General features: G+C 59.7%; 19 protein-coding genes and 1 pseudogene. 5 read left to right on the top strand and 15 right to left on the bottom strand.

Going from position 1 to position 25,078, the window contains the following annotated elements; genetic code table 11:
* Positions 1–304 precede the first annotated feature (304 nt).
* From PUT78_RS17720 to PUT78_RS17700, 5 genes are read right to left on the bottom strand one after another with little or no spacing between them, the layout of a single operon-like run.
* The gene (locus tag PUT78_RS17720; RefSeq protein WP_274353609.1) at positions 305–1,333 is read right to left on the bottom strand and encodes an extracellular solute-binding protein; all 1,029 of its coding nucleotides are present in this window, start codon (positions 1,331–1,333) and stop codon (positions 305–307) included.
* 43 nt (positions 1,334–1,376) lie between these two features.
* Positions 1,377–2,186: an ABC transporter permease gene (locus PUT78_RS17715; protein WP_274353608.1), complete on the bottom strand. Its 810-nt coding sequence runs from the start codon at positions 2,184–2,186 to the stop codon at positions 1,377–1,379.
* A complete protein-coding gene (locus tag PUT78_RS17710; protein WP_274353607.1) occupies positions 2,176–3,102 on the bottom strand; it encodes an ABC transporter permease in 927 nt (308 codons plus the stop codon). The genes PUT78_RS17715 and PUT78_RS17710 overlap by 11 nt, the downstream gene beginning before the upstream one ends.
* A gap of 3 nt (positions 3,103–3,105) precedes the next feature.
* On the bottom strand, positions 3,106–4,197 hold the full coding sequence (locus PUT78_RS17705) for an ABC transporter ATP-binding protein (RefSeq protein WP_274353606.1): 1,092 nt from the start codon (positions 4,195–4,197) through the stop codon (positions 3,106–3,108).
* Entirely contained in the window at positions 4,181–5,845 is a 1,665-nt protein-coding gene (locus tag PUT78_RS17700) for an amidohydrolase (protein ID WP_274353605.1), read from the bottom strand. Before PUT78_RS17700 ends, PUT78_RS17705 begins: the two co-directional genes overlap by 17 nt.
* A gap of 153 nt (positions 5,846–5,998) precedes the next feature.
* On the opposite strand from PUT78_RS17700, the gene PUT78_RS17695 reads away from it, so the two are divergent.
* Positions 5,999–6,700, top strand: coding sequence for a GntR family transcriptional regulator (locus tag PUT78_RS17695; RefSeq protein WP_274353604.1), 702 nt, complete (start codon positions 5,999–6,001; stop codon positions 6,698–6,700).
* Here PUT78_RS17695 and PUT78_RS17690 read toward each other — a convergent pair.
* The 8 genes from PUT78_RS17690 to PUT78_RS17655 all read right to left on the bottom strand — a co-directional run bounded on the left by PUT78_RS17690 (position 6,697) and on the right by PUT78_RS17655 (position 15,049).
* A complete protein-coding gene (locus PUT78_RS17690; protein ID WP_274353603.1) occupies positions 6,697–8,118 on the bottom strand; it encodes an amidase in 1,422 nt (473 codons plus the stop codon). The genes PUT78_RS17695 and PUT78_RS17690 overlap by 4 nt on opposite strands.
* A 5-nt stretch (positions 8,119–8,123) precedes the next feature.
* Positions 8,124–8,558: a VOC family protein gene (locus PUT78_RS17685; protein ID WP_274353602.1), complete on the bottom strand. Its 435-nt coding sequence runs from the start codon at positions 8,556–8,558 to the stop codon at positions 8,124–8,126.
* A gap of 115 nt (positions 8,559–8,673) precedes the next feature.
* Positions 8,674–10,104: an aldehyde dehydrogenase family protein gene (locus PUT78_RS17680; protein WP_274353601.1), complete on the bottom strand. Its 1,431-nt coding sequence runs from the start codon at positions 10,102–10,104 to the stop codon at positions 8,674–8,676.
* A 373-nt stretch (positions 10,105–10,477) separates the two neighbouring features.
* Positions 10,478–11,164 (bottom strand): GntR family transcriptional regulator, encoded by a 687-nt coding sequence (locus PUT78_RS17675; RefSeq protein WP_274353600.1) that lies wholly within the window; start codon positions 11,162–11,164, stop codon positions 10,478–10,480.
* Between the two features lie 178 nt (positions 11,165–11,342).
* Positions 11,343–12,041, bottom strand: coding sequence for a type 1 glutamine amidotransferase (locus PUT78_RS17670; RefSeq protein ID WP_274353599.1), 699 nt, complete (start codon positions 12,039–12,041; stop codon positions 11,343–11,345).
* A complete protein-coding gene (locus PUT78_RS17665) occupies positions 12,038–13,423 on the bottom strand; it encodes an aminotransferase (RefSeq protein ID WP_274353598.1) in 1,386 nt (461 codons plus the stop codon). Before PUT78_RS17665 ends, PUT78_RS17670 begins: the two co-directional genes overlap by 4 nt.
* On the bottom strand, positions 13,420–14,124 hold the full coding sequence (locus PUT78_RS17660) for an aspartate/glutamate racemase family protein (protein ID WP_274353597.1): 705 nt from the start codon (positions 14,122–14,124) through the stop codon (positions 13,420–13,422). Before PUT78_RS17660 ends, PUT78_RS17665 begins: the two co-directional genes overlap by 4 nt.
* A complete protein-coding gene (locus PUT78_RS17655) occupies positions 14,117–15,049 on the bottom strand; it encodes a 3-hydroxyacyl-CoA dehydrogenase NAD-binding domain-containing protein (protein WP_274353596.1) in 933 nt (310 codons plus the stop codon). Before PUT78_RS17655 ends, PUT78_RS17660 begins: the two co-directional genes overlap by 8 nt.
* A gap of 182 nt (positions 15,050–15,231) precedes the next feature.
* Between PUT78_RS17655 and PUT78_RS17650 the strand changes: the two genes are divergently transcribed.
* The 4 genes and pseudogenes from PUT78_RS17650 to PUT78_RS17635 form a co-directional block, all read left to right on the top strand.
* A complete protein-coding gene (locus PUT78_RS17650) occupies positions 15,232–15,993 on the top strand; it encodes an SDR family NAD(P)-dependent oxidoreductase (protein WP_274353595.1) in 762 nt (253 codons plus the stop codon).
* 19 nt (positions 15,994–16,012) lie between these two features.
* Positions 16,013–17,452: an aldehyde dehydrogenase family protein gene (locus tag PUT78_RS17645; protein WP_274353594.1), complete on the top strand. Its 1,440-nt coding sequence runs from the start codon at positions 16,013–16,015 to the stop codon at positions 17,450–17,452.
* 18 nt (positions 17,453–17,470) lie between these two features.
* On the top strand, positions 17,471–18,844 hold the full coding sequence (locus PUT78_RS17640; protein ID WP_274353593.1) for a glutamine synthetase family protein: 1,374 nt from the start codon (positions 17,471–17,473) through the stop codon (positions 18,842–18,844).
* Between the two features lie 181 nt (positions 18,845–19,025).
* Positions 19,026–19,179: pseudogene (locus PUT78_RS17635) on the top strand (IS5/IS1182 family transposase); the annotation flags it as partial.
* A gap of 58 nt (positions 19,180–19,237) precedes the next feature.
* On the opposite strand, the gene PUT78_RS17630 reads toward PUT78_RS17635, so the two are convergent.
* Together PUT78_RS17630 and PUT78_RS17625 are read right to left on the bottom strand one after the other, a co-directional pair.
* Positions 19,238–19,492, bottom strand: coding sequence for a hypothetical protein (locus tag PUT78_RS17630; RefSeq protein ID WP_274353592.1), 255 nt, complete (start codon positions 19,490–19,492; stop codon positions 19,238–19,240).
* A gap of 5 nt (positions 19,493–19,497) precedes the next feature.
* Positions 19,498–25,059: a DEAD/DEAH box helicase gene (locus PUT78_RS17625; protein ID WP_274353591.1), complete on the bottom strand. Its 5,562-nt coding sequence runs from the start codon at positions 25,057–25,059 to the stop codon at positions 19,498–19,500.
* Positions 25,060–25,078: the final 19 nt, after the last annotated feature.

Here is a 25,078-nt window from a genome sequence, read left to right as displayed (position 1 = left end):
AGATTGCGGCATCCATGGCATTGCCGCCTGCGCGCAGAATATCCAGCGCGGCAAGGGTGGCCAGCGGGTGCGAAGTCGCCGCCATTGCCCCGGTGGTCCTGACCGGCGAACGGCCCGGTGATTGCAGATCACGCATGGCAATACCCCGAATGGCCAGGCCGATTGTCCGGCGGGGTACTGGCCAATGCATCCGCGAAAACTGCGAATGCCATATATTTCTCATGTTGCCAGTTCATGGACTTCCGTCTCTCTCTCATTCGAAGGGAAACGCCCCGTTGCTAAGCAGCGGGGCGATGACGCTGGTTTAGCGAAGCACCTGTGTCCAGACGCGGGTGTAGAGCTCGTTCACTTCGGGTGAACAGATATCCTGCCAGCCCCCCGCATGTGCCAGCTCTTCGGGGATGTTCAGCTCTGGCGCGTCGGCCAGATCCGGGTCCATGAACTCTTCCGAACCTTCGATCGCGTTCTGATAGCTTGCGAAGTTCGAAATCAACGCGGCATTTTCCGGTGCCATGATGAAGTTCTGGAACAGTCTGGCATTTTCCGGGTTCGGCGCATCCGCCAGCACCATCATGCTTTCCATGAAGATGTGAAAACCTTCTTTCGGAAAGCCCCATTGGACATCGGCGTTCACGCGGCGGGCGCGGTATGCGGCACCGTTCCAGTAATAAGACGCATACCAGTCGCGGGTATCCATCTTGTCCAGACCGTATTCCATCGAAATCCAGTACTGCTTGGCATGCAGAAGCTGGTCAAGAACAGCCCGCATCAGGTCCCGGTCATCCGAGCACCACTCGCCACCCATATAGCGGATCGCAGCATACAGAACGTCGTTCATTTCGGGGGCGACGTTGATCTTGCCATGCAGTTCCTCGGGCGGGTCCAACCAGATGGCGCTGGTGTTGATGTCGCCATCATAATAGTTCGTGGCAACCACTGGTCCACCGGTGCCCCATAGCCATGGCGCGGAGTATTTGCGGCCCGGATCCCAAGGCGGATCGCGCCATTCTTCCTTGACGTATTGGAAATTCTCCATCTCGGACACATTGGTCTGCTCGACCAGTCCTTCGTTGATCCAGATCGGGATGAAATTGGCCGAAGGGTTCACAAGGTCAAAGCCGGAACCACCCGCACGCACCCGCGCCAGCGCGGTGTCGTTGCTGTCATAATCGGTCACTGTAACCCGGACGTCATATTGTTCAGAGAATTTCGCAATCAGTTCGGGGCTGGTATAGTTACCCCAGTTATAGATATTCAGCTCCCCCGCCGCATGGGCGGCCCCTGCGAAACCGGCGCAAGCCATCGCCGTCGTAATTGTAAGTTTCCTGAACATCAAATGTCCTCCTTGTTGGTGGTTGGGTTTTTTTGTTGTTGGTTCAGTTCTTCTTGCGGTTGAAAACGAAGAAGACGGAAACGGCCAGAATGCTGATAACCAGCAACACCGTCGCCGCTGCGTTGACCTCTGGCGTCATGTCGCGCCGCAACTGGCCAAGCATGTAGGTGGGCAACGTGTCCTGCCCGCCGGATTTGACGAATTCGGAAATCACCACATTGTCGAGCGAGATTGCGAAGGCCAGCAGGAACCCGGCCAAAGCCCCGGGGGCCAGCAGCGGCAGGGTGACATAGCGGAACGTGGCCCAGGGCGGCGCATACAGATCGGCGGCCGCACGCTCATAGGTCAGATCCATCCCGATCAGCCGCGCGCGGATCGGCAGATAGGCGAAGGGAATGCAAAAAGCAGTATGCGCCAGGAAGATATAGGCAGGGCCAGTGTAACCGGTCCAGACCTTGATCCGTGCAAAGACGATCAGCAGCGCCACGCCGGTCACGATTTCGGGCACCATCAGCGGTTGGTTCAACAGCGCATATTTGGTGGTCAGGCCGCGATAGGGGCGCGTGCGCGTCATCGCCAGCGCCGCCATCAGCGCCATCACCGTTGCCGCCGCACCAGAGATGATCGCGATCTGGATCGAATTCAGCGTCGCGCGCTGAATCGCCTCGTTGTTCCATGCGCTGACATACCAGCGCAGCGACCAGCCCCCCCAGACCCCGACCGAGGATTCCGAATTGAACGAATAGACCACAAGCGAAACGATGGGCGCATATAGGATCACGAAAATCGCAAGGGCAATGGGCGTGAAACCGGGCATCCGGCGCAGGTTGAAGGATTTGACCTTACTGGGCATCGGTGTCCCCTTTCTTCGCGTCCTGACGGACATAGGCGATCAGCAGAACCATCACGATAATCAGCAGGGTAATCGACAGTGCAGACCCCAGCGGCCAGTTGCGGGCCGGTCCGAACTGCTGTTCAATGAAATTGCCCATCATCATGTTCTTGCCGCCGCCCAGAACACGCGGTGTCACATAGGCGCCGATGGCGGGAATAAAGACGAGGATACAGCCCGCAATGATGCCGGGTTTACACCCCGGCAGCACCACATGGCGCAGCACCTGGAACCGGTTCGCGTAAAGATCATATCCCGCTTCGACCAGCCGGTGATCCAGTTTTTCAAGGCTTGCATAGATGGGCAGAACCATCAGCGGCAGGTAGACATAGACCAGACCGAACAGCACCGCGCCATCCGTGAACAGCATCTGGATCGGTTCATCGATCACGCCAAGCGACATCAGTGTCCGGTTGATATGGCCAGTGTTGCGGATCAGGTCCATGATCGCGAAGGTGCGCACCAGCAGGTTTGTCCAGAACGGGATGGTGATCAGGAAAAGCCACAGGTTGCGGTCGCTGGCCGGACGATTGGCAATGAAATAGGCAGTCGGAAAGCCCACCAGCAGCGCGCCGATCATGGTCAGCAATGCCAGTTTCACCGACCGCCAGAAGATTGAAAGATTGGCTTCGGCCAGAATCAGCGAGTCGTCGAAAATGTCCTTCGTGAAGACAACACTGATCCAGCCTTCAAGCGAGAACTGGCCGAACTTGACCCCGCCATAGTCCCCACGTTCCATGAAGGAAAACAGCAGCACCACCAGCAATGGCCCGGCGGCGAACAGGATAATGGTTATCAGCGCAGGCACCGACAACAGCCAGCGTTGGCGGACATCCTCGCGGCGAAGTCGTTCTGAATGCTCTTTGGTTACCGACATCGCTTAATCCCTCAGCAGACGTGTGGATTGCGCATCAACCATGATGTGGACATTCGCGCCGGGCGCAAAAGGCGTAACTGTGGCCGAACGGTTCTGTTCGCGCGCAATGAATTCCGCCCCGTCCTGCATCCGCAGGTAATAATGCGTGTCGGTGCCCAGAAAGACCGTGCGTTCCAGCAATGCGGGCAGACCGCCTTCGGTTTTTTCCGCCACGATCTGCACATGTTCAGGACGGATCATCACCGTCACTGCCGCACCGGGGTCAACCGGCACATCGCCGGTTGCTGCCAGCGTCCCACCCGCCAGTGCAACGCGGTGCTGAGTGCCCTCGCGGGATTCGACCCGTCCTTCAAGGAAGTTGGCCTCGCCGATGAAATCGGCCACGAAGCGGTTTGCCGGCCGGTCGTAGATTGCGCGGGCATCCCCGACCTGCAAGACCTCGCCCGCACTCATCACGGCGATGCGGTCGGACATGGTCAGGGCTTCTTCCTGATCATGGGTCACGAAGATGAAGGTAATGCCGGTTTCTGTCTGAAGGCGCTTCAGTTCGACCTGCATTTCCTTGCGCAGCTTGTAATCCAGCGCTGAAAGCGGTTCATCCAGCAACAGCACCCGTGGCGAAGGCGCAAGGGCGCGGGCCAGTGCCACCCGCTGCTGCTGCCCGCCCGACAACTGCCCGGTCCGCCGCTTGGCGAAATCCTGCAACTTGACCAGCGCCAGCATCTCATCCACGCGGGCGGCAATCTCGGCGCGGGGTTTTCCCAGCATCTTCAGGCCAAAACCGATATTCTCGCTGACCGTCATATGTGGAAACAGCGCGTAGTTCTGGAAGACGGTGTTGATCGATCGCTTGAACGGGGGCAAGGTGGCGATATTCTCGCCCATCAGCTTGATCTCGCCCTCTGTCGGGGCCTCGAACCCCGCGATCAGCCGCAGCAGCGTGGTCTTGCCGCAACCGGACGGACCCAGAAGCGTGAAAAATTCGTTCTGGTCAATCGTCAGATCAACCCGCTTCAGCGCCGTGAAGGTGCCAAAATCCTTGACGATCCCTTCGGCCGCGACCGAGGGGGTTTTGAAATCAGTTTCCGGTTTCATGTGTCACCTTTCCACCGCAGATTGTCATTACGGGCGTCAGACCGGGAATATCCGTCACAGGGGTCGCTTCGATATCGCCGGAAAGCAGAACAAAATCGGCCAGATAACCTTTTTTGATCAGCCCCTTGCGGTCTTCTGCGTGTTCTGCATATGCGCCCTCAATCGTGTAGCCTGCCAGCGCTTCATGCAGCGTGACGGTCTGTCTGGGCAGGTGCGGCTCCCACGGTTCCCAGGTCAGGGCCGCATGGATGCCCGCCAGCACGTCGATCCGCGCCACTGGCCAATCGGACGAAAACACCACATGCGCACCCGCATCGATCATCCGGCGCCAGGCATAGGCCAGATGCCAGCGATCCGGCCCGATCCGCGTCTTGGCCGGTTCGACAGGAAAATCCATTGCACCCGGCGGATGCGGCGGTTGCATGGACGCGATCGCGCCAAGTTCCTTGAAACGCGCAATATCGCTTTCCTGAATCAGTTCGATATGTTCGACCCGGTGGCGCGCATCGCGGGCACCATTGGCCTTTTGCGCGGCTTCATAGCCGTTCAGAACCTGCCGGACAGCGCCATCACCACAGGAATGCACCGCAATCTGCAACCCGCGGCGATCGGCTTCGACCATCATTGCGGTCATCTGTTCTTCGGTGAAAAGCGGCTCTCCGTGATAGCCGGGCCTGTCGGCGTAATCCTCAACCAGATAGCCTGTGAACCCTTCCATGACACCGTCACAGAAGCATTTGACCATCCCGGAATTCACCCAGTCGCCCTGATAGGTTTCATGCATCATTGATGCCTTGTTCAGCATCTCAAGGCCCATGAAATTCTTGAAATGGAAGGGCACCTTGACCCGGCAGATCAGATTGCCATCTGCCTCGATCTCTTTCAGCAGATCGAGCGTGTAAAGATTGCCGTCCATGTTGTGGATCGAAGTGATGCCATGTCTGGCGCACCATTTCAGGCCGGCCATAATATCGGCCTTGTCCCTGGCGCGCTCCTGCTCTGTGGGGGCCGGGTCGGGTTCGCCGCCTGTGGCCAGACCCAGACCGCTGCGCTGTTCACCAGCATAAATGTCTACCGGGCCAAACGCCTCGACTTCGCGCAGCTCGCCGGTGGCAAGCCCGTCATCGCCCATAACAATCTCATTGCCCGGCCCGAGTTGCTTGCCCTTCAGCAACCCGACGTCTTCCAGCAGGCGCGTATTGGCCCACATGGTATGGAAATCGAAGGCGACAAAGGCAAGCGGGCGGTCCGCAATCATCCGGTCCAGAATATGGCGGTCAAAGGACTGACCATCGAGCATGTCGTAATCGACACCCTGCACATAAATCACCTTGGCATCGGGATGGGCCTTTGCATGGGCCTGAACCTTTTCGCAGATGGCGTCAAAGCCCTTGGTTCCCGTCAGCAGCAGGTGCTTCAGCGACGCCCCGCCACCGAAAAGATGCATATGCGCCTCTATGAAACCCGGCAGCAATGTCGCGCCATTTGCCTTGACGATGCGTGTGTCAGGTCCGGCATGGGCCATGACGGCATTATCCGTTCCGACCTCGATGATACGCCCGTCAGCAATGGCAACCGCCGCTGCTTTGGGGTTCTGGGGGTCCATGGTCAGTGCGGATGCACCGGTAATGATAAGATCTGCGTTCATTCAGTTCGGACGCCGGGACAAAAGCCAGCCTGCGCCACTCCTCCTGTTGTTTGCATTCTTTTTTGTATACACTTTCTGTCGACGTTGGACTTGTCAACTGCATTGTCCTGGGTTAGGCCTTTCTTCTTTCAATACCCGCAGAGAAATTGCCCGATGAACAACTCGCACCGCAGCAACCTGCGACAGACGACCTATGAGGCGATCAAGATGCTGATCATAACCGGGCAACTGTCGCCCGGATCGCGGGTTTCCGAGGCAGATCTGGCGAACCGTCTTGAGGTAAGCCGCACACCGGTTCGAGAAGCGCTGAGCCGCCTTGAACATGACGGTTTTGTTCTGCCCCGCCCGCGCAACGGCTATTCGGTCATGCGCATCGACATCGACACCGTGAACGAAGCGTATGACGTTCGCGACGTGCTGGAAGCAGAGGCTACGAAGCTGGCCACGAAGGCAATTGACGACGCCGGACGCGCAGAACTGCGCGCGATCATTGACGAATGCGACCGGCTGGCCGCCCTGCCGGACCGCACGATGCAGGATGACCTGCGCGAGATGCAGATCGGGATCGACCTGCACCGCATCATCGCGCGGCACAGCGGCAACAGCTTGCTGTGCAGCTTGCTGGACGGCGTGCTGGACCGGTGCCAGGCCTATGTCTGGCTGGATGTCACCAATCTGAACAGCTTTGCCGCCGCGCGCGACGATCACCGCGCCATCGTCGATGCGGTTTGCCGCGGCGATGTCGATGCGGCTGTGGAACTGACCTGCCGCCATATGTCGGAGGCCCGTGAAAACGTGCTGAGTGTCGTTCGGTTGCGTCGTAGTTTTCATGACATCATGTCCAGCACGGGTTAGAATTTACGCGGATCAATCGGGACCGATCCTGCCAGTCCGAGTAGCTTTTCCATCTGAAATGCGGCGGCGATTACGCCACGGTCGCCACGCGGCGGACCGCAGACCTGCATTCCGACCGGCAGCCCCTCTGGTGTCAGCCCGACAGGCAGCGACAGGATCGGGCAGGAGGTGATCGACAGCATCGCGGTCAGTTGCAGCCAATCCATGTAGTCCTTGAAGATATAGCCGTTCAGTTCACTGGGGCTGCTGATCCCGACCGGGAAGGGCGGCATGCAGGTGCAGGGCGCAAGCAACAGATCATGCGTTTCGAAGAAGGCAACCATCGCCTGAAACAGGATGCCGCGCTGGCGCTCCGCCTCTGCCAGAACCATGCCGGACTGGGTTAGGCCGCGTTCGGTGTTCCAGATATTGTCAGGCTTCCACATATCCCGGTGCGCGGCCACAAGTTCGGACTTGCCTGCGGCGAAATACGCGGCGCGAATGGCGTGGAATGTCTCCATCGCCTTCGAGAAGTCGGGAATATCCTCGGTGATTTCCCAGCCTGCGCTGGCAAGCTGTTCAACCGCCCTGTCGCAGGCATCCGCCACGTCCTTATGAACCGGCGAAACACCCAGATCCCGGCTATAGGCAACACGGCGCGGGCGGTCATCGGGCCGCGCGGCATCGGCAAAGGGCAGCGCGGGGGCTGGCAGGGACAGGGGATCGCCGGGATGGATACCCGCCATCGCGTCAAGCATCAGCGCCACGTCGCGCACATTGCGCGCCATCGGCCCCTCGACCGCGATCGTATCAAAAGGAAACGGGTTCGGCCCGTTCGCCACCCGGCCCGGCGACGGGCGCAGGCCAACAATTCCGCAAAATGCCGCCGGAGTGCGCAGGGAACCCCCGTAATCTGATCCCGTCGCCATCCAGACCTCGCCCGCAGCCAGTGCCGCAGCCGCCCCACCCGATGACCCGCTGGCCGTCATCCGCGTGTCCCAGGGCGTCACAGTGGGCGGGAACACCTGATTGAACGTATTGCCGCCCGCGCCGAATTCAGGCGTGTTCGACTTGCCAATCACGATCGCACCATTGGCTTCCAGCCGCTCGACCATATAGTCGGAACGGTCCGGCACATGGTTGGCAAATATCGGCGATCCATAGGTCGTGCGCACCCCGGCCACATCGTTCAGATCCTTGACGGCAATGGGCAATCCCGCCAGCCAGGTCGGGTCATGTTTGCGGGCATCGCCGCTTGCCTCTATCTGCCTGGCGGCGGCAAGGGCACGATCCTTGCACAGCGTTGGCAATGCCCTGATGTCATCTTCCACCGCTGCAATCCGGTCAAACGCCGCTTCGACGGCCTGTGTGGGGGCCACCGCGCCGGATTTGAGTTTTGCGACCAGATCGAAGGCGCTGAGTTTGAAAAGATCCGCCATGATCGTCACCAACTGCCCGTGTTGGGCATCGACGCCCAGGGTTCGCGCGGGGGCAGTCTTTCGCCGGTCTGGATAAGCTCTATAGAAATCCCGTCAGGAGAGCGCACAAAGGCCATGACACCATCGCGCGGCGGGCGGTTGATAGTGACGCCGCCATCGCTAAGACGCTGGCACGTGTCATAGATATCATCCACCGCAAAGCACAGATGCCCGAATCCGCGACCGACTGTGTAATCCTCGGGATGCCAGTTAAAGGTCAGCTCCAGTTCCGGCCCGTCGCACCCGCTGTCCATATCCCCTTCGGCGCGCAGAAATACATTGGTGTAGCGGCCTTCTTCGCTGACGATCCGGTCTGTTTCGCGCAGACCCAACAAGGTGCAGTAGAAATTCAGCGATGCGTCTATGTCGGTGACACGGACCATGGTGTGCAGATAATGCATGTCGCTTTTCCTACGTTGTTTCAAAGACCTGCGCCGAAAGATACCAATACCTGCGTCCATATATCCGACCAGCACCGCGGGGCCGGTGTTCATTGTCCCGTTCTCTCAGCCGCAATCACGCCATATCTGGCCAGCCGCTGATGACCTTAACCTCCAGAAATTCCTCAATGCCCCAGACACCCCCTTCGCGGCCGATCCCGGACTGACCAAAGCCGCCGAAGGGCGCACCGAACGGAACATCGGTGCCATTCAGCCGGACCATGCCACTGCGCAGCTTGCGCGCCAGCCGCCGTGCCCGGTCGCCATCACGCGTCCACAGATAGGCGGCAAGGCCATAGGGGCTGTCATTGGCTATCGCGATAGCCTCCGCTTCGGTGTCGAAAGGAATGACGGACAGGACCGGGCCAAAAATTTCCTTGCGCGCAATGGTCATGTCGTTGGTCACATCGGCGAACACAGTCGGCTCAATGAAGAAACCGCCATCCTCAGATGCGCCGCCACCAGTGACAAGGCGCGCCTCCTGCTTGCCTTTGGCAAGAAATTCCTTGACGCGCTCGAACTGCGCGCGGTTGGCAAGCGGGCCCATCTCGGTCGCCGGATCGGCGGGATCGCCCGTAACAAGGCCACGCGCCACATCCGCCACAGCTGCCACGACCTGATCATAGACGCTGCGTTCCACCAGCATGCGCGACGGTGCATTGCAGGACTGGCCCGTGTTCCGAAACATGGAAATCGCCGTCTCCCGGCCGGCGGCAACCGGATCGGCGTCAGCAAAGACAAGGCACGCGCCCTTGCCGCCCAGTTCCAGACTGACACGCTTTATATCATCGGCGGCAGCATGGGTGACAGCAGCGCCCGCGCGGGTGGACCCGGTCAGCGACACGGTGGCCACATCAGGGTGGCGTACCAAAGCCTCGCCCAGATCCGGGCCGGTGCCGAAGACCATATTGAACACGCCAGCCGGAACCTTGGCCGCATCCATGATTTCGGCGAATATCTGCGCCGAAAGGGGGGCAAGTTCGGATGGTTTAAGCACCATCGTACAGCCCGCCGCCAGCGCCGCACCCACCTTCAGGGTGATCTGGTTCATCGGCCAGTTCCAGGGGGTAATCAGAACCGCGACGCCCATGGGCTCCATCGCGATCCGGTCGGTGCCGTCGCCCACATCAGGTGTGCTGAGCCAGTGAACCTTGTCAATCGCGTTGATGAAATCAGCCAGATGGCCGCGCCCTGCCCCGTATTGCGCCGCAGCCGACATTGTTGCCGGCGCACCCATCTCTGTGGTCATGGCGGCGGCCAGATCATCCTTGCGCGCCTCATAGCAGGCAAGGACACGTTCCAGCACCGCCTTGCGTTCCGCCACAGGGGTTTCGGCCCATGCGTCGAACGCTTCGCGGGCCGCAACGACAGCACGCGCGCCGTCCGCCGCACCACTCAGGGCCAAGGTGCCGATCGATGCGCCGGTGGCGGGATTGATGATGTCATGCTCTGCCACAACCTCGGTGTTGCGCCACCCGCCGCCGATATAAGCCTTGTCCAGGCGCATCTTTCACCTCCGGTCATTTCTTGAGAAAGAGATACAAAATATTGCGATCGCAATCAAGTAAATTAGATGTCTTAATGATAAATGCTATACATTTTATGGAAAAGTCGTTATTTTCAGCGCAAATGTGGGACGATGCCTGCAGAACTTGCGGAACGAATCTGCGATCACATTTTGGACCACGCACAAAGCACCCGTCCCACAACGTTGCGGGCCGGGCCTTGCCCGGTGCCTGCTGGTTGACGTGATTTCAATTGGAGTGACCATGCTTTGGCGGGCACGGCACGCCTATGGCCCACATTATTCGCACATGGGCTCATCAAAGATATGGGCACTGTCCCGACCAGTGTTCAGCCCGGGACAGATACGCCCGACGCTATTCGAACCGTGCGTTTTCCATCAGATAGGCATGCCCTTCGCGGATGTCGCGCGCCAGAAGTTCGGCCGCCCCCTCCCCGTCGCGGTCTTCAAGACGTTTGACAATCTCATCATGATAATCAAGTTCCAAAATCCCGCGCAGGTCATTGTCGAACTGGCCGCTGAACTGGCGCAGGAACGGCCCGACCTGAAGCCAGAGCGTTTCGATCAGGAACAACAGTGACGGTGAACCGCAGGCTGTGTAGATCCCGAATTTGAAGTCGTGATTGTGCAGCAGATAGGCGTCGATATCCTGATCCTCGGCAGCGGCGGTCAGCGCAACCGCAACCTGACGCAGCTTCAGCAACCCGCCGCGGTCCAGAGCCGCGACGGCGCGGCGCGTGGCGGCGGGTTCGCAGATCAGCCGCGTCATCATCAGATCGTCAAACCGTTCGCGGGTCATGGCAGGCAGAACCATTGATCCGTTGGGCAACTGGTCCAACGCATGCAACGCCTGCAAACGCAGCAAGGCAGAGCGCACAGGCATGTCGCTGGTTCCAAGCTCTTTGGCCAGCTTGCGCGATGTCAGCTTGCGACCGGGTTCAAGCTGGCCAGACATAAGCGCGTGCCGCAACCGCTCATAAACGATTTCATGCAATGGCTGGATTTCCACGGGGGACAATCCGATCGGGTCTTGCTTCTTCAAGTGTTTTTCCATTCCCCGGACAGGCAGTTCAGACCTGGTTTGCCGCAACGTGAAACTGCCACGCGCTTCGTTAAGACCTTCATCTCAATGCGACCCAGCTACTGATGATGTAGCATAGGGTAAATGATCAGGCGCCATGACGCCATTTGATATTGCGCCGCACCGGAAGCCCCATTTCTCAGGGTGCATTATTCGTCACATCCGGTCTTGGTCGGCGAAGGAATTCAGCAAACATATCGGCAATATCCTCCGTTGCGAGTTCCGCAGACATTCCCTTTCGTGCCGATTGAGCGGTTTCGGGCGGCAGAACCACCCCGCGCGCATCCAGCAGATCGACCATGAATTCAGGGGTGAATTCCGGATGCGGCTGCATCGTCAACGCCTTGTCACCATAGACCAGAATCGCGTTTTCGCAAAAGTCAGTATGTCCGGCAACCCGCGCATCTTTTGGCGGCTGCGTCACCTGATCCTGATGCCATGCCATGATGCGCTTCGATCCGGTGTCGGTGTCATACTGCGTTGCCCCGACCGACCAGCCGCCCGAAAATTTTTCGACCTTGCCACCCAGCGCCTGCGCCAGAATCTGGTGCCCGAAACAGACACCAATGATCGGCACGCCCTTGGCATAGACCGCGCGCAGGAACGATTCCAGCGGCGCAATCCATGGGTGCCCTTCATAGACACCAAAGCGCGACCCGGTGATCAACCAGCCATCCGCATCATTGGGTCCGGCGGGCAGAACCCCGTCCAACACGGCGAAGGTTTCGAAAGTGAACCCCTGCCCCGCCAAAAACGCGCGAAACAGGTCGTCATAATCGCCATGTTTCGCGCGCAATTCAACCGGGGTTCGCCCGGTCTGAAGAATGCCGATCTTCATTTCATCAGGGCCTCAAGTTCCGGTGTTGCCGCTTTCAGGGCGCGCGCATAGCGATCTGCGGCCTCGATGATCTCGGCCTCGGTGACGGAAAGCGGCGGCGAAAACGACGTAACCGGCAGATAGGGCAGCGCCCGTGTCAGAACGCCTGCCACAGTGGCGTGTCTGGCCACAATCTTGTGCGGGGCGGCGCCCTGCGGAAAACCGGTGAATTCGACCGCCGCCATCAGGCCGATGCCGCGAATATCGCCAACGAAGGGACTGTCACCCACGCGGGTACGCAGCGCCTCCAGCAGGACCGGCCCAAGGGTTGCGGAACGACCGGCCAGGTTTTCACGCTCCATGATGTCAAGATTGGCCAGTGCAATGGCGGCACCCACCGGGTGGCCGGAATAGGTAAAGCCGTGCATGACAACGCCCATTTCGTCGGATGCATTTTCAAACACCTCCCACATCCGGGTGGAAATGATCGATGCCGACATCGGGAAATAGGCGCTGGTCAGGCCCTTGGCCAGCGACACGATATCAGGACGCAAGCCATATGTGCCCGACCCGAACCAGTTGCCGGTCCGGCCAAAGCCAGTGATGACCTCATCCGCGATCAGCAAAATGTCATGGCGGTCCAGAACATCCTGCAGCTTTTCGAAATACCCTTCGGGCGGCAGGAACACGCCGCCGGTGCCCATGACGGGCTCCGCGATGAAGGCCCCGATCGTGTCTGCACCCTCATAGGCGATCATGTCTTCCAGTTCAGTGATCAGGCGGTCAGTATATGCCGCTTCACTTTCGCCATCCTTGCCGAAGGCAAAATAATGCGGGCAACTGGTATGCAGCACATTGTCCAGCGGCATGTCAAAAGCCGTGTGATAGGATTTGATGCCCGTCAGACTGCCGGATGCCAGTGTCAGGCCGTGATAGGCCCCTTCGCGCGCGATAATCTTTTTCTTGGCCGGTTTGCCGCGCAGGTTGTTGTAGTAATTCACCAGCTTGACGGCAGTGTCATTGGCGTCTGAACCGGAGTTGCCAAAGAACACCCGGGCCATGTCCGATCCCGGCACCGTGTCGCGAAACAGGCCCAGCAGGCGGTCGGCCAGACGGATGGTCGGTTCCGCCGACGCGCCGCCAAAGAAATGCTGGAAGCTAAGCTGTTGCATTGCCTCGGCCCCGGCCTGCACCAGTTCTTTCCGGCCATAGCCCACATTCACGCACCAAAGCCCCGCGCCCATGTCCAGCAGCGTTGCGCCCGTGTCGCGCGTGATCGTCACGCCCTCGGCGGCGGTATAAATGGACGGGCCGTTCTTTTGCAGATCGCTGATCGAGGTGACAGGGTGAAACAGGCTCATCTGGTCCATCTGCGCCAACGACAGGTTTGTGTGTTCGTTCATGATGCGGTCCTTTCAGGACAAGGAAGCAGGCGGCGCAGGGCGCGCACGGCACTGTCGGGGGTTGTAATGACGGGGCAGCCGAAGCAGGGCTGCAAAACCCTGGCGGCGCGCGCTAAGCTGAATTGGCCCAGCAGGACAACATCCTGCGCGCCGATATCCTTGCAGGCCGCAAGAACAATGGCATCATGGCCAGCCCCGTCGCCGACCTTCAGCGCGGCCAACGCGCCATCGGCCAGAATGGGGGTGATGTGAATGGTCTTGCCCAGCGCACTGGCCATATCCTGAAGCTCGCGCATCAGCGCAGGCAGCGAGGGCGGAAACGTCACGACAAGCGCAATGCGCGCGCCCAAAATCAGCGCTTCTGCGAAGGCGGCCTGATTGGGGCGCAGGACAGGGATGGACAGCGCGGACCTGACTGCATCAATCGCCGGGCCAAAGGCCGAGCAAGTGAACAGAATCGCCTGTGTGTCCTGCGCACCACTGCCCAAAGCCGCATAGCGCCCCAGCTTCAGAAAACGGGTTATCATCGCCTGATCCAGCCTGCCTGCACGCGCCAGATCAGCGGAAAGCGATGTGTCCAGCAGATCGGCAATCTGCGCTTCGGGCCAGAGCCGGGCAAAGGCGTCGCGGATCGGGGCAACCGATTCTTCCAGCGCATGGATCAGCGCGATGCGCGGCATGGTCACGGCCAGTTCAGACATGGGGGGCCACCTTGCGGGCGCGCAACACCGCGATCAGTGCCTTGTCGCGGGCGTCTTCCAGTTCACGGATGCTGCGCCCGCCGACTTCGCGCGCCACCCCGGCCACAAGCGCGTTCTGCACATCGGCACTCAAAGTCGGGCTGCCCAATGCGGCCCAGCGGCGTTCCTGACTTGGCCCCAGATGGGCCAGATAGCCCGCCATGCCGCCCGCACCACCGCCCAGATGATAGGCCATTTGCGCCCCCAGCACCGACCAGCGCAGCCCCGGCCCGTTGACCAACGCGGCGTCAATCGCTTCCACATCCGCGATGCCATCTTGAACCATATGAACCGCTTCACGCCATAGCGCTGATGCCAGACGGTTCGCAATATGCCCGGTGGCATCTTTCTTCAGGCGCACAGGCACGCGGTCTGCTGAACGATAGATCGCTTCGGCACGCGCAAGGCGCGCGGGGTCAGTGCCGTAAATTTCAACGAGCGGAACCAGATGCGGCGGGTTGAACGGATGCGCGGTAATCAGTTTCGACGGATCCTGCAGGCCGGGGCCAAGGTCGGACCATGTCAGCGCCGATGTGGATGACGCAAGCACCGCGCCCGCCGCCATCAGCGGTTCAATCTGCGCATAAAGCGCATGTTTGACTGGAATACTCTCCGGTGCGTTTTCCTGAATAAGATCCGCATCGCGCACTGCATCAGACAGGGACGCGCAAAGCGTCAGTGTGCCGCGTGGCCCCGCATCCGGTGACACATCCGCCAGTTGCGCAAGCGGCGCGCGCATGCGCGCCTGAAGCTGCTCAAGCGCGTCCGCTGCCGGATCCCAGACCCGGACATTCGCGCCGTGATGCACGAACAGGGCCGCCCAACCGGCACCAATAAGGCCAGCGCCCAGAATCGCAACCGAAGGTGTGTGTGAAACCTGTTCCATGCGGCACTCCATATTTGCGATCGCATTTTCGTATATGAACACACCATCACGCAAGAGAAAAATTTTGTTCTAATAATGATATTTATTAGTATATTTGAAAATTCATCGCGAAACAAAAGGTCTCAATTGACTTATGCGATCGCAAAAGATAGCCATACTCAACGCCAACCATAGGAATACACATGACACCAAGCGCGAAGACCTGCGCCATCATTACCGGGACGACATCGGGAATCGGTGCCGCCATCGCCCGCGCACTGGCCGCGCAGGGGCATGCATTACTGCTGGTTGGACGCCGCGAAGATGCCGGGCGCGAACTGGCCGATGCGCTGCGGGCCGAAGGAACCGAGGTTGTGTTTCACGCAGCTGACCTGTCGGACAGCGCAGCCCCCGAAGCGGTCATCAAGGCCGCAATCGCGGCCTTCGGGCGGGTGGACATACTGATCAACAACGCAGGGCTTCTGAGCCATGGCCGTGCCGAAGACACCACCGATGCCGTCTGGAACCGGATCATGGATGTCAATCTGGGCGCGGTTTTCCGCCTGTCGCGCGCAGTGCTGCCTGCGCTGCGCGCGCAGGGCGGCGGGGCAATTGTCAACATCGCATCGGACTGGGCGCTGGTCGGCGCGAAGGGGGCGGTCGCCTATGCCGTTTCGAAAGCGGCAGTCGCGCAACTGACCCGCTGCATGGCGCAGGACCATGCGCATGAAGGCATCCGCATCAACGCGGTCTGTCCCGGCGATACCGACACCCCCATGCTTGCGGCGGGGCTGACAGGGCGCGCGCGTGCCGAGGCGCTGGCCCGCTATGGGGCCAATATCCCGATGGGGCGCGTCGGCACCCCCGAAGACATCGCGCGCGTCACGGCCTTTCTGACCTCCGACGCGGCAGAATACATGACCGGGGCGCTGATCCCGGTCGATGGCGGCGCAACCGCTGACTAAGGCGACAGGAGAGACAGCCATGGGCAAGACTTTTGAAAACCTGATCGGCGGCGCATGGCGCGGGGCGGATGACGCTTCTGAGAACCGCAGCCCGTCGGATGTGACCGACCTGATCGGGACTTATGCCCGTGGGCGCGCGCAGGATGTGGCCGACGCAGCTTCGGCCGCCGCGGCTGCGGCCCCTGTCTGGGCGGCGGCATCGCCACAGGTGCGCGCCGATCTGCTGGACCGCGTGGCCGCTGAAATCACCCGCCGCGAAGGTGAAATCGCGCAGATGCTGGCGCGCGAAGAAGGCAAGGTTCTGCCCGAAGCACTGGGGGAAACCCGCCGCGCCGCGCATGTCTTCCGCTTTTTCGCCGGCGAGGCGTTGCGGCTGACGGGTGATGCGCTGGCCTCGGTCCGCCCGGATGTGGATGTGGAGGTTACGCGCGAAGCTTTGGGCGTTGTCGGCCTGATCACGCCCTGGAACTTCCCAATTGCAATTCCCGCGTGGAAAATCGCGCCCGCGCTGGCCTATGGCAATTGCGTCATCTTCAAACCCGCGGAACTGACGCCGGGAAGCGCGCATATTCTGGCAGAAATCATCCACGGTTCCGGTTGCCCGGCAGGGGTGTTCAACCTTGTCATGGGGCGCGGCTCGGTCGTGGGCGAAGCAATGACCGCTGATCCGCGCATCGCAGGCATTTCCTTTACCGGTTCGGTGCCTGTCGGGCGGCAACTGGCGGCGGGCTGCGCCGCAAACATGAAGAAATTGCAGATGGAGATGGGCGGCAAGAACCCGATGGTCGTCATGAATGACGCGGATCTTGCAACCGCCGTATCTGCCTGCCTGAACGGTGCGTTCTTTCAGACTGGTCAGCGCTGCACTGCGTCATCGCGGCTGATCGTGCAGTCGGGCATTCACGACGCATTCGTTGCGGAACTCAGCCGCCAGATGCAGGCGCTGAAGGTCGGACATGCCCTGACCGAAGGCATGCAGATCGGGCCAGTGGCATCGCAGAACCAGCTTGACGGCAACCTGTCCTATGTCGCGCTGGCAGCGGAAGAGGGTTGCGAGGTGCTGGGTGGCGGGCGCCTTGATCGGGGCACGGACGGGTATTTTCAATCCCCCGCGCTGTTTCTGGGGGCCCGCAACATGATGCGCAGCGCCCGCGAGGAAATCTTTGGCCCCTGCGCCAGCGTGATCAAGGTGGATGATTTTGACGAGGCCGTGTATCTGGCCAATGACACCCAGTTCGGTCTGTCATCGGGCATCTGCACCACCAGTCTGCGCCATGCGCGTGAATTCAAGCGCCATTCCAGCGCCGGGATGGTGATGGTGAACCTGCCGACCGCCGGTGTGGATTATCACGTCCCTTTCGGGGGGCGCAAAGCGTCCAGCTTCGGGTCACGGGAACAGGGCAGCTATGCAGCAGAATTCTACACATCGGTGAAAACAGCCTATACATTCGCCGGATAAACCCACGAGGACAAGAAGATGACACCCACTGCGCCCCTTCAGAAAGCACCCCTGTCCGAGGCGCAGGGCTTTCTGGCTGCCTATCCGGATGTTCAGGCGATCGACATCATCCTCAGCGACCTGCACGGCATCGGGCGGGGCAAGATCATCCGGCGCCATGAACTGGAAAGCCTGTTCACATCCGGGCGCGGCATGCCCGCGTCGCTGTTTGCGCAGGATGTGTCAGGCCATGACGTTGACGCGGCCATCGCCGTGATGACCGATGGCGGGGGCGACAGCCGTTGCTGGCCAGTTCCCCATACGCTTGGCTATCAGACAGCGACCGGGCGGGGCATGGTGCTGTTGCAGATGGAAACGCCCGAAGGTGCCCCAACACCCTTTGACCCGCGCAACGCAATGATGACCCAGATCGCTCGCGCGGTTGCGATGGGATACACGCCCATGGGCGCGCTGGAGCTGGAATTCTACCTTATCGACAAGGACAGGGATGCAGTCGGGAAGCCCCAACCCGCCCGCGCACCGATGACAGGCCGCAGGCTGTCCGGTACCAACTGCATGTCGGTGGATGAACTGGACGAGATGGCACCGTTCTTTGACGCTGTTTATGAGGGTGCCGCGGCGCTGGACCTGCCGATGGAAAGCCTGATTTCCGAATATGCGGTGGGACAATTCGAATTGACTTTGCGCTACCGGGAACTGGCCCGCGCCGCGGATGACATTGTGCGCTGCAAACGCCTGCTGCGCACCACCGCGCGGCGCTTCGGCATGGAAGCCTGTTTCATGTCGAAACCCTTTGCACAAAGCTCCGGTTCGGGGATGCATCTGCACCTGTCGATGACAGACGCGTCCGGCGTGAATATCTTTGCGGACCCGGCAGATGGCACGTTGTCGCCGCGCATGCTCAGCGCCATTGGCGGCGTGCGCGACAGTATGGCCGAATCGATGCTGGTGCTTGCGCCTGTGCTGAACAGCTGGCGTCGGTTCGCCGGGAAAATCTATTCACCGGCGGCCAATACCTGGGGCGCAGAAGATCGCAATGTCGCGCTGCGCATTCCATCCGGTGCGCCGAAAACCCGCCATTTTGAACACCGCGTAGCCGGTGTCGACGCCAACCCTTACCTTGTCGCCGCTATCGTGCTGGGGGCTGCACTGGACGGAATAGACGCAGGAAAAGGTCCGGGTGCCGAAGGGCCGGAAGGCGCAGCCGATTATCCCGCCATGCCCGGCGGTTGGCTGGACGCGATCAACCGATTTGATGGGTCCACAGCGATGAAGTCCATTCTGGGGGCACCTCTGCATCAGATGTTCGCCGCCGTGAAGCGAGGCGAACACTATTCGCTTTCCATGGAAGTAACGGAACTGGAATGGCAGCTTTACGGCACCATTATCTAGACTAGGATGTCACATCCCGGCAGGTAGTAAGACTGTCTCTTGAACAGCGCTGGCTTGAGTTTTGTGCCAGTTCTTCATAGCTTGCAAGGGCGGCTTTCTGCCTATTCTGTTGAAAAACTCTGCTTTATTGCTTGGCTGATTGCTAATTCACTTTCTTCAGGTTTGGCGGCGGTGGACGGCGATGATGGGGTTGCGGCAAAACCGCAGAGCGCGCTATTCAATGAGTTTTCGATCGAAGGGCATGTCCCGCAAGATCACTTGCTGCGCTCGGTTGAGCGGTTGTCGATCTGTCCGGTATCCGCCAGCATCTTGCGCCCTTCTACAGTTCCACGGGGTAGCCATCCATTCGTGGCCCGTCCAGCCCTGTGACGGTTCCGGAAAACCCGGGGCGGTTCAAAGCGAGTGTTCGTTCAGGGCGGACCACGATGCTGCGGTCTCGATGTCAAACTCGCGTGGCTCGGAGAATTGCCCCACCACAAACAGATCGATGTCTTCGATTGGATGGCCGTAAAGCTTCAAGCCGACGAAGATCTTCACATGGTCGTCAGCGTGCTGGCTGAGATCAGGCCAGACGGCAAGCAGTTGCTTGCGCAAATGCAATGCAGCCTCGAATTCCTTGCCCTCGCCGATACCAACCAGTTCTATCATCTACTTCAACCGGTAATCTGTTGGTAGATGGTACGTGTTGCTGTTGGGAGGTTCCCCCGAATGACAAGTTCATTCTCCACAATGACTTGATACTCGGTGCCGCTGTCCCGAAGTTCGGCAATGGCAGGATCAGCGGGATGACCTGTCGTCAAAGGACCGGAAAGCGCAATGACGAACTTCCGCCCTTTGCATTCAGCTAGAATTGGAGCTGTGACTGCCTTCCCATTCCCATAGGTGATTATTGGGCCAGCCTCGAATGTCGCCATCCCTTCGTCGCGCCGGAGGAGATCGTTCAGCAGCAAGGCGGTAGATCGCTTGAGGCGTTCAACGCTGAATCCGGGGTTCTGTCCTGTCAGCAGATATTCCAGCAGTTCGACTCCGACATGCCTGTCGAGCAGGCGATGTTCGAATTTGTTCTTGAAGCTCCGCAAACAGCGGTAGCACGAAGCGTCACAGTCCTCGGGGCAGGCTTTCAGCAAGTGGAGTGCGCGCTGAAACAGCTCAAGTCCCCGATCTGCAAACTGACTTGCAAAACCGGCGCCGCCAGGAAGCGTGTCATAGAGGAAGATCTCTGCTTCCAACCCGCTCTTGCCGGCCGGGGTAAGCGCCGGCCGATACTCGGCCATCAACTCGCCGGGCTCGATCTCCAGTATCTGGCATGCCGCCTTGGCCAGCGCTTCGCTAGCAGTTCGCAGCGCTACGTCCGTTGAGTAGTGCCCCGGCTTCAGCTTGAGCGGCGCGGCTACGCGCATTGAGAACAGGGCGATGTCCGTAATGAAGTCAGTCCCGAGCACCAAATGGCGACTTGGTCCGATTCCGTCACACATGAGCTTGTCGTCATCGTCCGGGAAAGGCTTGCGATGCGGCGCCGCCAGCATCGGCGAGGGCGTGTTGCTCGCTTCTATTCGCCCGCATTTGACACAGTAGTTATATCCCTCCTGCTGCGGGCCGGTATTCGACACCAAGAGATGCCGCCGGGTTTTCAGGCTACGAATGCGCTCGTTGGCTTCGGTCCAGCCCTCATCGTCTCCGGGCGTGCCCATCGTCAATTTTGCGCGCGTGGCATAGCTGGTTTCCGGGATTTCATCAGGCGACGTCATCTCTTCGACGCTGACCGGATGCGCGAACCCCGGCGGCCGTATCCAGTAGCGGGCGGGACCAAATGTGCTTTCACCGCCGCAGGCCTCGCAGTCGGTCGTGTCGTTGCGGACGATTTCGCCCGTGTCGAACGTTCGGGCAAAACCACAATCGCTGCATTCCATGTAGAGACGCTTGTTCTCCCATGCCTGAAAGCGGTCGTCCTTCATGACCGAGTAGATCGCACCCGATGTATAACACTTGCCCGAAATCCAGACCTGCTTGTCCGGAGCATATTGGGATAGCGCTATCGGCAAACCCTGAGAGGGCGCGAACTTCATGATGTGCCGGTGGCGGGACGACCGGTCGCGATCGAATACGTGGAAGGTCGCAACATCGGTCGGAAATGCGTATCGGGGAAGCTTCCCGCAGTAGAGGAGCCGGTCCAGCATCTTGCCTGGACTGGACGCTTGCTGCGGCCGTTCTTCTCCCTCTTCGGCCGCTTCCTCATCGCCCCCGGCTTCATCGTCTCCATCCTCACTTTCATCCTCCTCGCCTGGACCAGGAGCGATGGCCTCATCCACAGCTTGAAGGCAATCATTGACGAATTCGCCGAGGAGAAGGGCCCGATCTTCTTTGGATAACTGCTCCGGAATCCAGCCGGCTATACGCGTATGCAACGCCACCTCGTTACCGGCGAGCCATACGGCGAAGTCGTCCCGATTCAAAAGTGAATCCGCCTTTCGAAAGCCGGAAACGCTTCCCAGAACCGAAAACAGGTCGTGTGGCTGGTCCGGGTCGATGATCGGAAGACGATCCTGGTGATAGTTCTGCAAGAGGAACGCGCGGATGTGACGGCGCACGATCTCGGGGTTGTCCAATGTCAACTTCGGGTCGATCACATCTCCCCGGATCATCTCGTCGGGCTGGGAGAAATAGTGCTCATCGTGGCTGTCTGCGCTCCCAAACGCTACGACTGTGGCCACAGCATTGCCGCGGCGACCCGCGCGGCCTGCCCGCTGCTGATAGTTGGCGCGCCCCGGTGGCATGTTCCGCAGGGCCACGCCCGACAAGGCCCCGAGGTCAATACCGACTTCCATCGTCGTCGTGCTGGACAGAATGTCGATCGCGGTGGAACGCCCGCCGAGGCCGCTTCCGCTTAGCGCGATATCCTGGAATAAGAGCTCATTCTCTTCCGCCTTGGAGAACACATCCTCGTTTTGCGGTGCGTTGAGCTGGGCGGTGTGCTCAGCGGCAATGAGCGCCATCGGCTGCCGCGGCGGATCCTCAAGGGCCTGCGTAACCGGTTTGCGATAAAAACCTTTGCGCGCAAGGAAGACCTGGTCGGCATCTGGATCAAGGGCGGAGACGGTATCACTTCCGCAGTCAAGGCAGCTTTCAATGCCGGGGATAGGACGATGGACTGATTTGCAACTTGAGCAATGCACCCAGGCGCCATCAAACTGGAGCGAAAGCTCGCTGCCGTTCAGGCAACGATACCCACTCTCCACCGATTGCGTGAACCACTTTAGCAGTTCTGGCGACCAACTATCCCAAAAGATCTTCCTGGCGGCCTTATCGTCGATGACGGATTCAATCGCCTTGATCTTGGCTTTCGGGTTTCGCGGCTTGACCCGAAATCCTTCTGATGGCGGGCGATTGATCCAGGTGCCCGGCATCTGCGCAAGCCTGAAGCCGTTGTTGTTCCAACACCGCAACCAGTAGCGCGCAATCGCAAGTTTGGCCTCGTCGGTCTCAGCGACCCCCGGTATCGACGGTAGGCCCAGTATTTTCTTTGTGTGGCGATCGCTTTCTTTCAACGTTGCGAGCGCCAGGGGTTCCATTCCCCAAAACCTATCGGTCAAGGTCGTCAGCATGCTGCTAAGCAGTGACTCCGGAGGGCGGTGTGACCGAATTTCCAGCAGCAGGCTCAATAAGGTCGACGGATCATCCAGATCATCTTTGTGGACCGCCTCGTCTACAACCTCTTCAGCATCAAAGTTTTCTCCACCCCGCATTTCCGGACGCAGACGCACGTTCAGGCGTTTGGAGGCGAGCAACACACCAAAATATAGGTCGTCGAGGTTCAGGTGAGGACGAATTGCATCCTGTTCCTTGAGCCAATTGAAGCCACTGATGATCAGGGGGCGTAGAGAATCCCGCTCGGAATACATCTGCAGATTTGGTGCGAGACGAGCTGCCACTTGTCGGGAGTCCGAGAAGGCGAGCACTTTGCGGCCGCGCAAAGGTGCAAAGGGTGTCGCTTCCTGTGGCCCAGGAGGCTGAATTTGAATTTGTCGGGCCAGTAACGCCTGAAAGGGCTGGTCGCCCTTGGTCTGATGGTCCTGCACATAGCTTCGCCCAAAGCGCGCGGTCTTGCCGCAAACGGCGCACGGTGTGAACTGGCCGCGCGACTCGAAACTGGTATCGTTCTCATTCTCGTCGTCGGCCGTATCGTTGAGCCGGTCCTGCCGTATGAAGACCGTTCGCATGCGGGGTCCGGGGGAGAGCGGATTCAGCTGTCCTGTTTCCAGATCGTAGTCGGCAGGTTCCGCGCCATCGTCGTGCGCAGGCTGCTCAAGAAGCAAGTCGATAGGCAGCAACGGGTTTGTCTCGCCACTCGCCATGCGCAACTGCTCACCCGGCTCGGACCAGAGAGCACGCGGTGAATCGACGTCGTCGGTATAAGCGCGAGCGTAGGCGGTTCCGCAGTTTCGGCAGGTGAACAGCTCAAGCACCCGGGCCCCGCAGCCGCATTCTTCTGACGGCTGCGAGTACATGTTCCCGCAGATGCCATCACGTTGATCCTCCGCGAGTTCGCTGCAGTCCGGGTCCATACAGACCCAAAGACCGGGCAGGCCCCGAAAGAAGTAGTGGATGCGGCATGGCAGCAGTCCGGGCAGGTTTGGCTCCGGCCTCGCAATGCTACCGAGCGCCATCAAGACAGTGACGGCTTCGTCGGCCATTTTGGACGGTACATCATCGGCAAACAGAAAGGTGCCAAGTTCAGCGATAGGCCGGGCTTCCTTCATCGTCGCGTTGATCAGCGCGCACATTGGAGGAATTGATTTCAGCGCATCGAAGAGCCCTCGTTCTGTTGATTCCGCACCCGTGACGTCTCGGTAGTCGAGCAACGGCGTGATCAATGCCAGCTTGGCATCGTCGGTGTCCGCCTCGTAGAACCCATTCAGATCAATCCCGGACAGGGCTTCGGCGTCCGCCAACGTTCCCTTCCCGGCACCTTCCTTGAGATCAAGTGTGCCTTCGATTGGAACGAAGGTATGAGCCGGGATGCCCGAGAGCTGCGATCCAAACGCCGGAGCGTAACCCGCATCTTTGAAACTGGCTGTCGCGCAGATGACCCTGAAACGTTCTTCGGGGACGCCGATCCGGTCGCGCAGCCGTCTTAGCAGCAATCCCACTTCCGCGCCGGCGGCGCCGCGATAGAGGTGCGCTTCGTCGAGCACCACCAGAAAAGTCTCATCCGGATTGTCAGCAAGCCACTCACGCGTCCTGTCAAAGATTGGCCGCTCAATCGGTCGCATGAGCATATATTCGAGCATTGAATAGTTCGTGACGAGCAAGTCAGGTGGCGTGGCCTGGACTTCGTGTCGAGTCAGCAATTCGGAATCGTCCGGTAGCGTAACCGCCCTGACGAACTCTCCCGTCTTCCGGTCTTGCCAGGCGCTGCCCTTTTGTCCGTACCAGGCCTCAAGATCGGGCTTTGCTGGCCATTTACCACGATCCTTCAGGGCGGTTAGCAACTCAACAGCCTGTGCCTTCTCATCCGCATCGTCGCTATCCGCACGCCTGAGAACATCGACGTAGAAGCTATCAAAGGCTTGTAGTCGCGACGAATCCTTCTTCGACGTGCGAATGCCCGCATAGGGCGTACGGCTTGTGTATCGGGCAAACCGAGGCGGGCGGCCGCACCACTCCTTGAACGTGCTGACAAGACGCGGATCGCCCAGCAATGCGCGAAGGCGTCCCAATTGGTCGTTCACAAGCGCATTCATGGGATACATGATCAGTGCCCGCATCGCCGGCTGCTCGGCGAAGACGCCGGGACGCGTCTGCGCCTCCTGCGCAAATTTGCCCAGGATCGGAAGAAGGAAGGATTCCGTCTTTCCCGAACCAGTCCCGGTCATAATGACCAGGTTTTTTCCGTCGATGAGATTGTGACGAAGCGACTCGGCCTGGTGCTTGTAGGGAGGGTCGTAGATCAACCGGGGACGGCCGTCTCTCGGAGCACTCAATCGTGAAAAGAGCGTCTGCGCTGCCGGCGGCAGTCCAATCATTGAGCCGAATGTATCGCCCGTTTGGTATTTGGGCGTCGACTCAAGATAAGGGACGCGATGAATTACGCCATCACGTTCAAGAAGGCGTTGCCGCTGCGCAATCAACGACGGGGCACTGATGTGGTACGTCGCCTCGATATAGTCACTCAGCGAGCTGTGCAGATTTTCTATGGTTTCTTTAATTGTCTGCATACTTGTCCCCCTCCCATAT

Source organism: Roseinatronobacter alkalisoli, from assembly GCF_028745735.1.
Taxonomy (GTDB): Bacteria; Pseudomonadota; Alphaproteobacteria; order Rhodobacterales; family Rhodobacteraceae; genus Roseinatronobacter; species Roseinatronobacter alkalisoli.
The sequence above is the reverse complement of the archived record's forward strand: the minus strand, read 5'-3'. Positions and strand labels throughout refer to the sequence as shown.

What these genes read in the sequence shown, in the direction of transcription:
- PUT78_RS17720 (WP_274353609.1), bottom strand. Translation starts at nt 1,333, where the DNA reads ATGTTCAGGAAACTTACAATTACGACGGCGATGGCTTGCGCCGGTTTC.
- PUT78_RS17715 (WP_274353608.1), bottom strand. Translation starts at nt 2,186, where the DNA reads ATGCCCAGTAAGGTCAAATCCTTCAACCTGCGCCGGATGCCCGGTTTC.
- PUT78_RS17710 (WP_274353607.1), bottom strand. Translation starts at nt 3,102, where the DNA reads ATGTCGGTAACCAAAGAGCATTCAGAACGACTTCGCCGCGAGGATGTC.
- PUT78_RS17705 (WP_274353606.1), bottom strand. Translation starts at nt 4,197, where the DNA reads ATGAAACCGGAAACTGATTTCAAAACCCCCTCGGTCGCGGCCGAAGGG.
- PUT78_RS17700 (WP_274353605.1), bottom strand. Translation starts at nt 5,845, where the DNA reads ATGAACGCAGATCTTATCATTACCGGTGCATCCGCACTGACCATGGAC.
- PUT78_RS17695 (WP_274353604.1), top strand. Translation starts at nt 5,999, where the DNA reads ATGAACAACTCGCACCGCAGCAACCTGCGACAGACGACCTATGAGGCG.
- PUT78_RS17690 (WP_274353603.1), bottom strand. Translation starts at nt 8,118, where the DNA reads ATGGCGGATCTTTTCAAACTCAGCGCCTTCGATCTGGTCGCAAAACTC.
- PUT78_RS17685 (WP_274353602.1), bottom strand. Translation starts at nt 8,558, where the DNA reads ATGCATTATCTGCACACCATGGTCCGTGTCACCGACATAGACGCATCG.
- PUT78_RS17680 (WP_274353601.1), bottom strand. Translation starts at nt 10,104, where the DNA reads ATGCGCCTGGACAAGGCTTATATCGGCGGCGGGTGGCGCAACACCGAG.
- PUT78_RS17670 (WP_274353599.1), bottom strand. Translation starts at nt 12,041, where the DNA reads ATGAAGATCGGCATTCTTCAGACCGGGCGAACCCCGGTTGAATTGCGC.
- PUT78_RS17665 (WP_274353598.1), bottom strand. Translation starts at nt 13,423, where the DNA reads ATGAACGAACACACAAACCTGTCGTTGGCGCAGATGGACCAGATGAGC.
- PUT78_RS17660 (WP_274353597.1), bottom strand. Translation starts at nt 14,124, where the DNA reads ATGTCTGAACTGGCCGTGACCATGCCGCGCATCGCGCTGATCCATGCG.
- PUT78_RS17655 (WP_274353596.1), bottom strand. Translation starts at nt 15,049, where the DNA reads ATGGAACAGGTTTCACACACACCTTCGGTTGCGATTCTGGGCGCTGGC.
- PUT78_RS17650 (WP_274353595.1), top strand. Translation starts at nt 15,232, where the DNA reads ATGACACCAAGCGCGAAGACCTGCGCCATCATTACCGGGACGACATCG.
- PUT78_RS17645 (WP_274353594.1), top strand. Translation starts at nt 16,013, where the DNA reads ATGGGCAAGACTTTTGAAAACCTGATCGGCGGCGCATGGCGCGGGGCG.
- PUT78_RS17640 (WP_274353593.1), top strand. Translation starts at nt 17,471, where the DNA reads ATGACACCCACTGCGCCCCTTCAGAAAGCACCCCTGTCCGAGGCGCAG.
- PUT78_RS17630 (WP_274353592.1), bottom strand. Translation starts at nt 19,492, where the DNA reads ATGATAGAACTGGTTGGTATCGGCGAGGGCAAGGAATTCGAGGCTGCA.
- PUT78_RS17625 (WP_274353591.1), bottom strand. Translation starts at nt 25,059, where the DNA reads ATGCAGACAATTAAAGAAACCATAGAAAATCTGCACAGCTCGCTGAGT.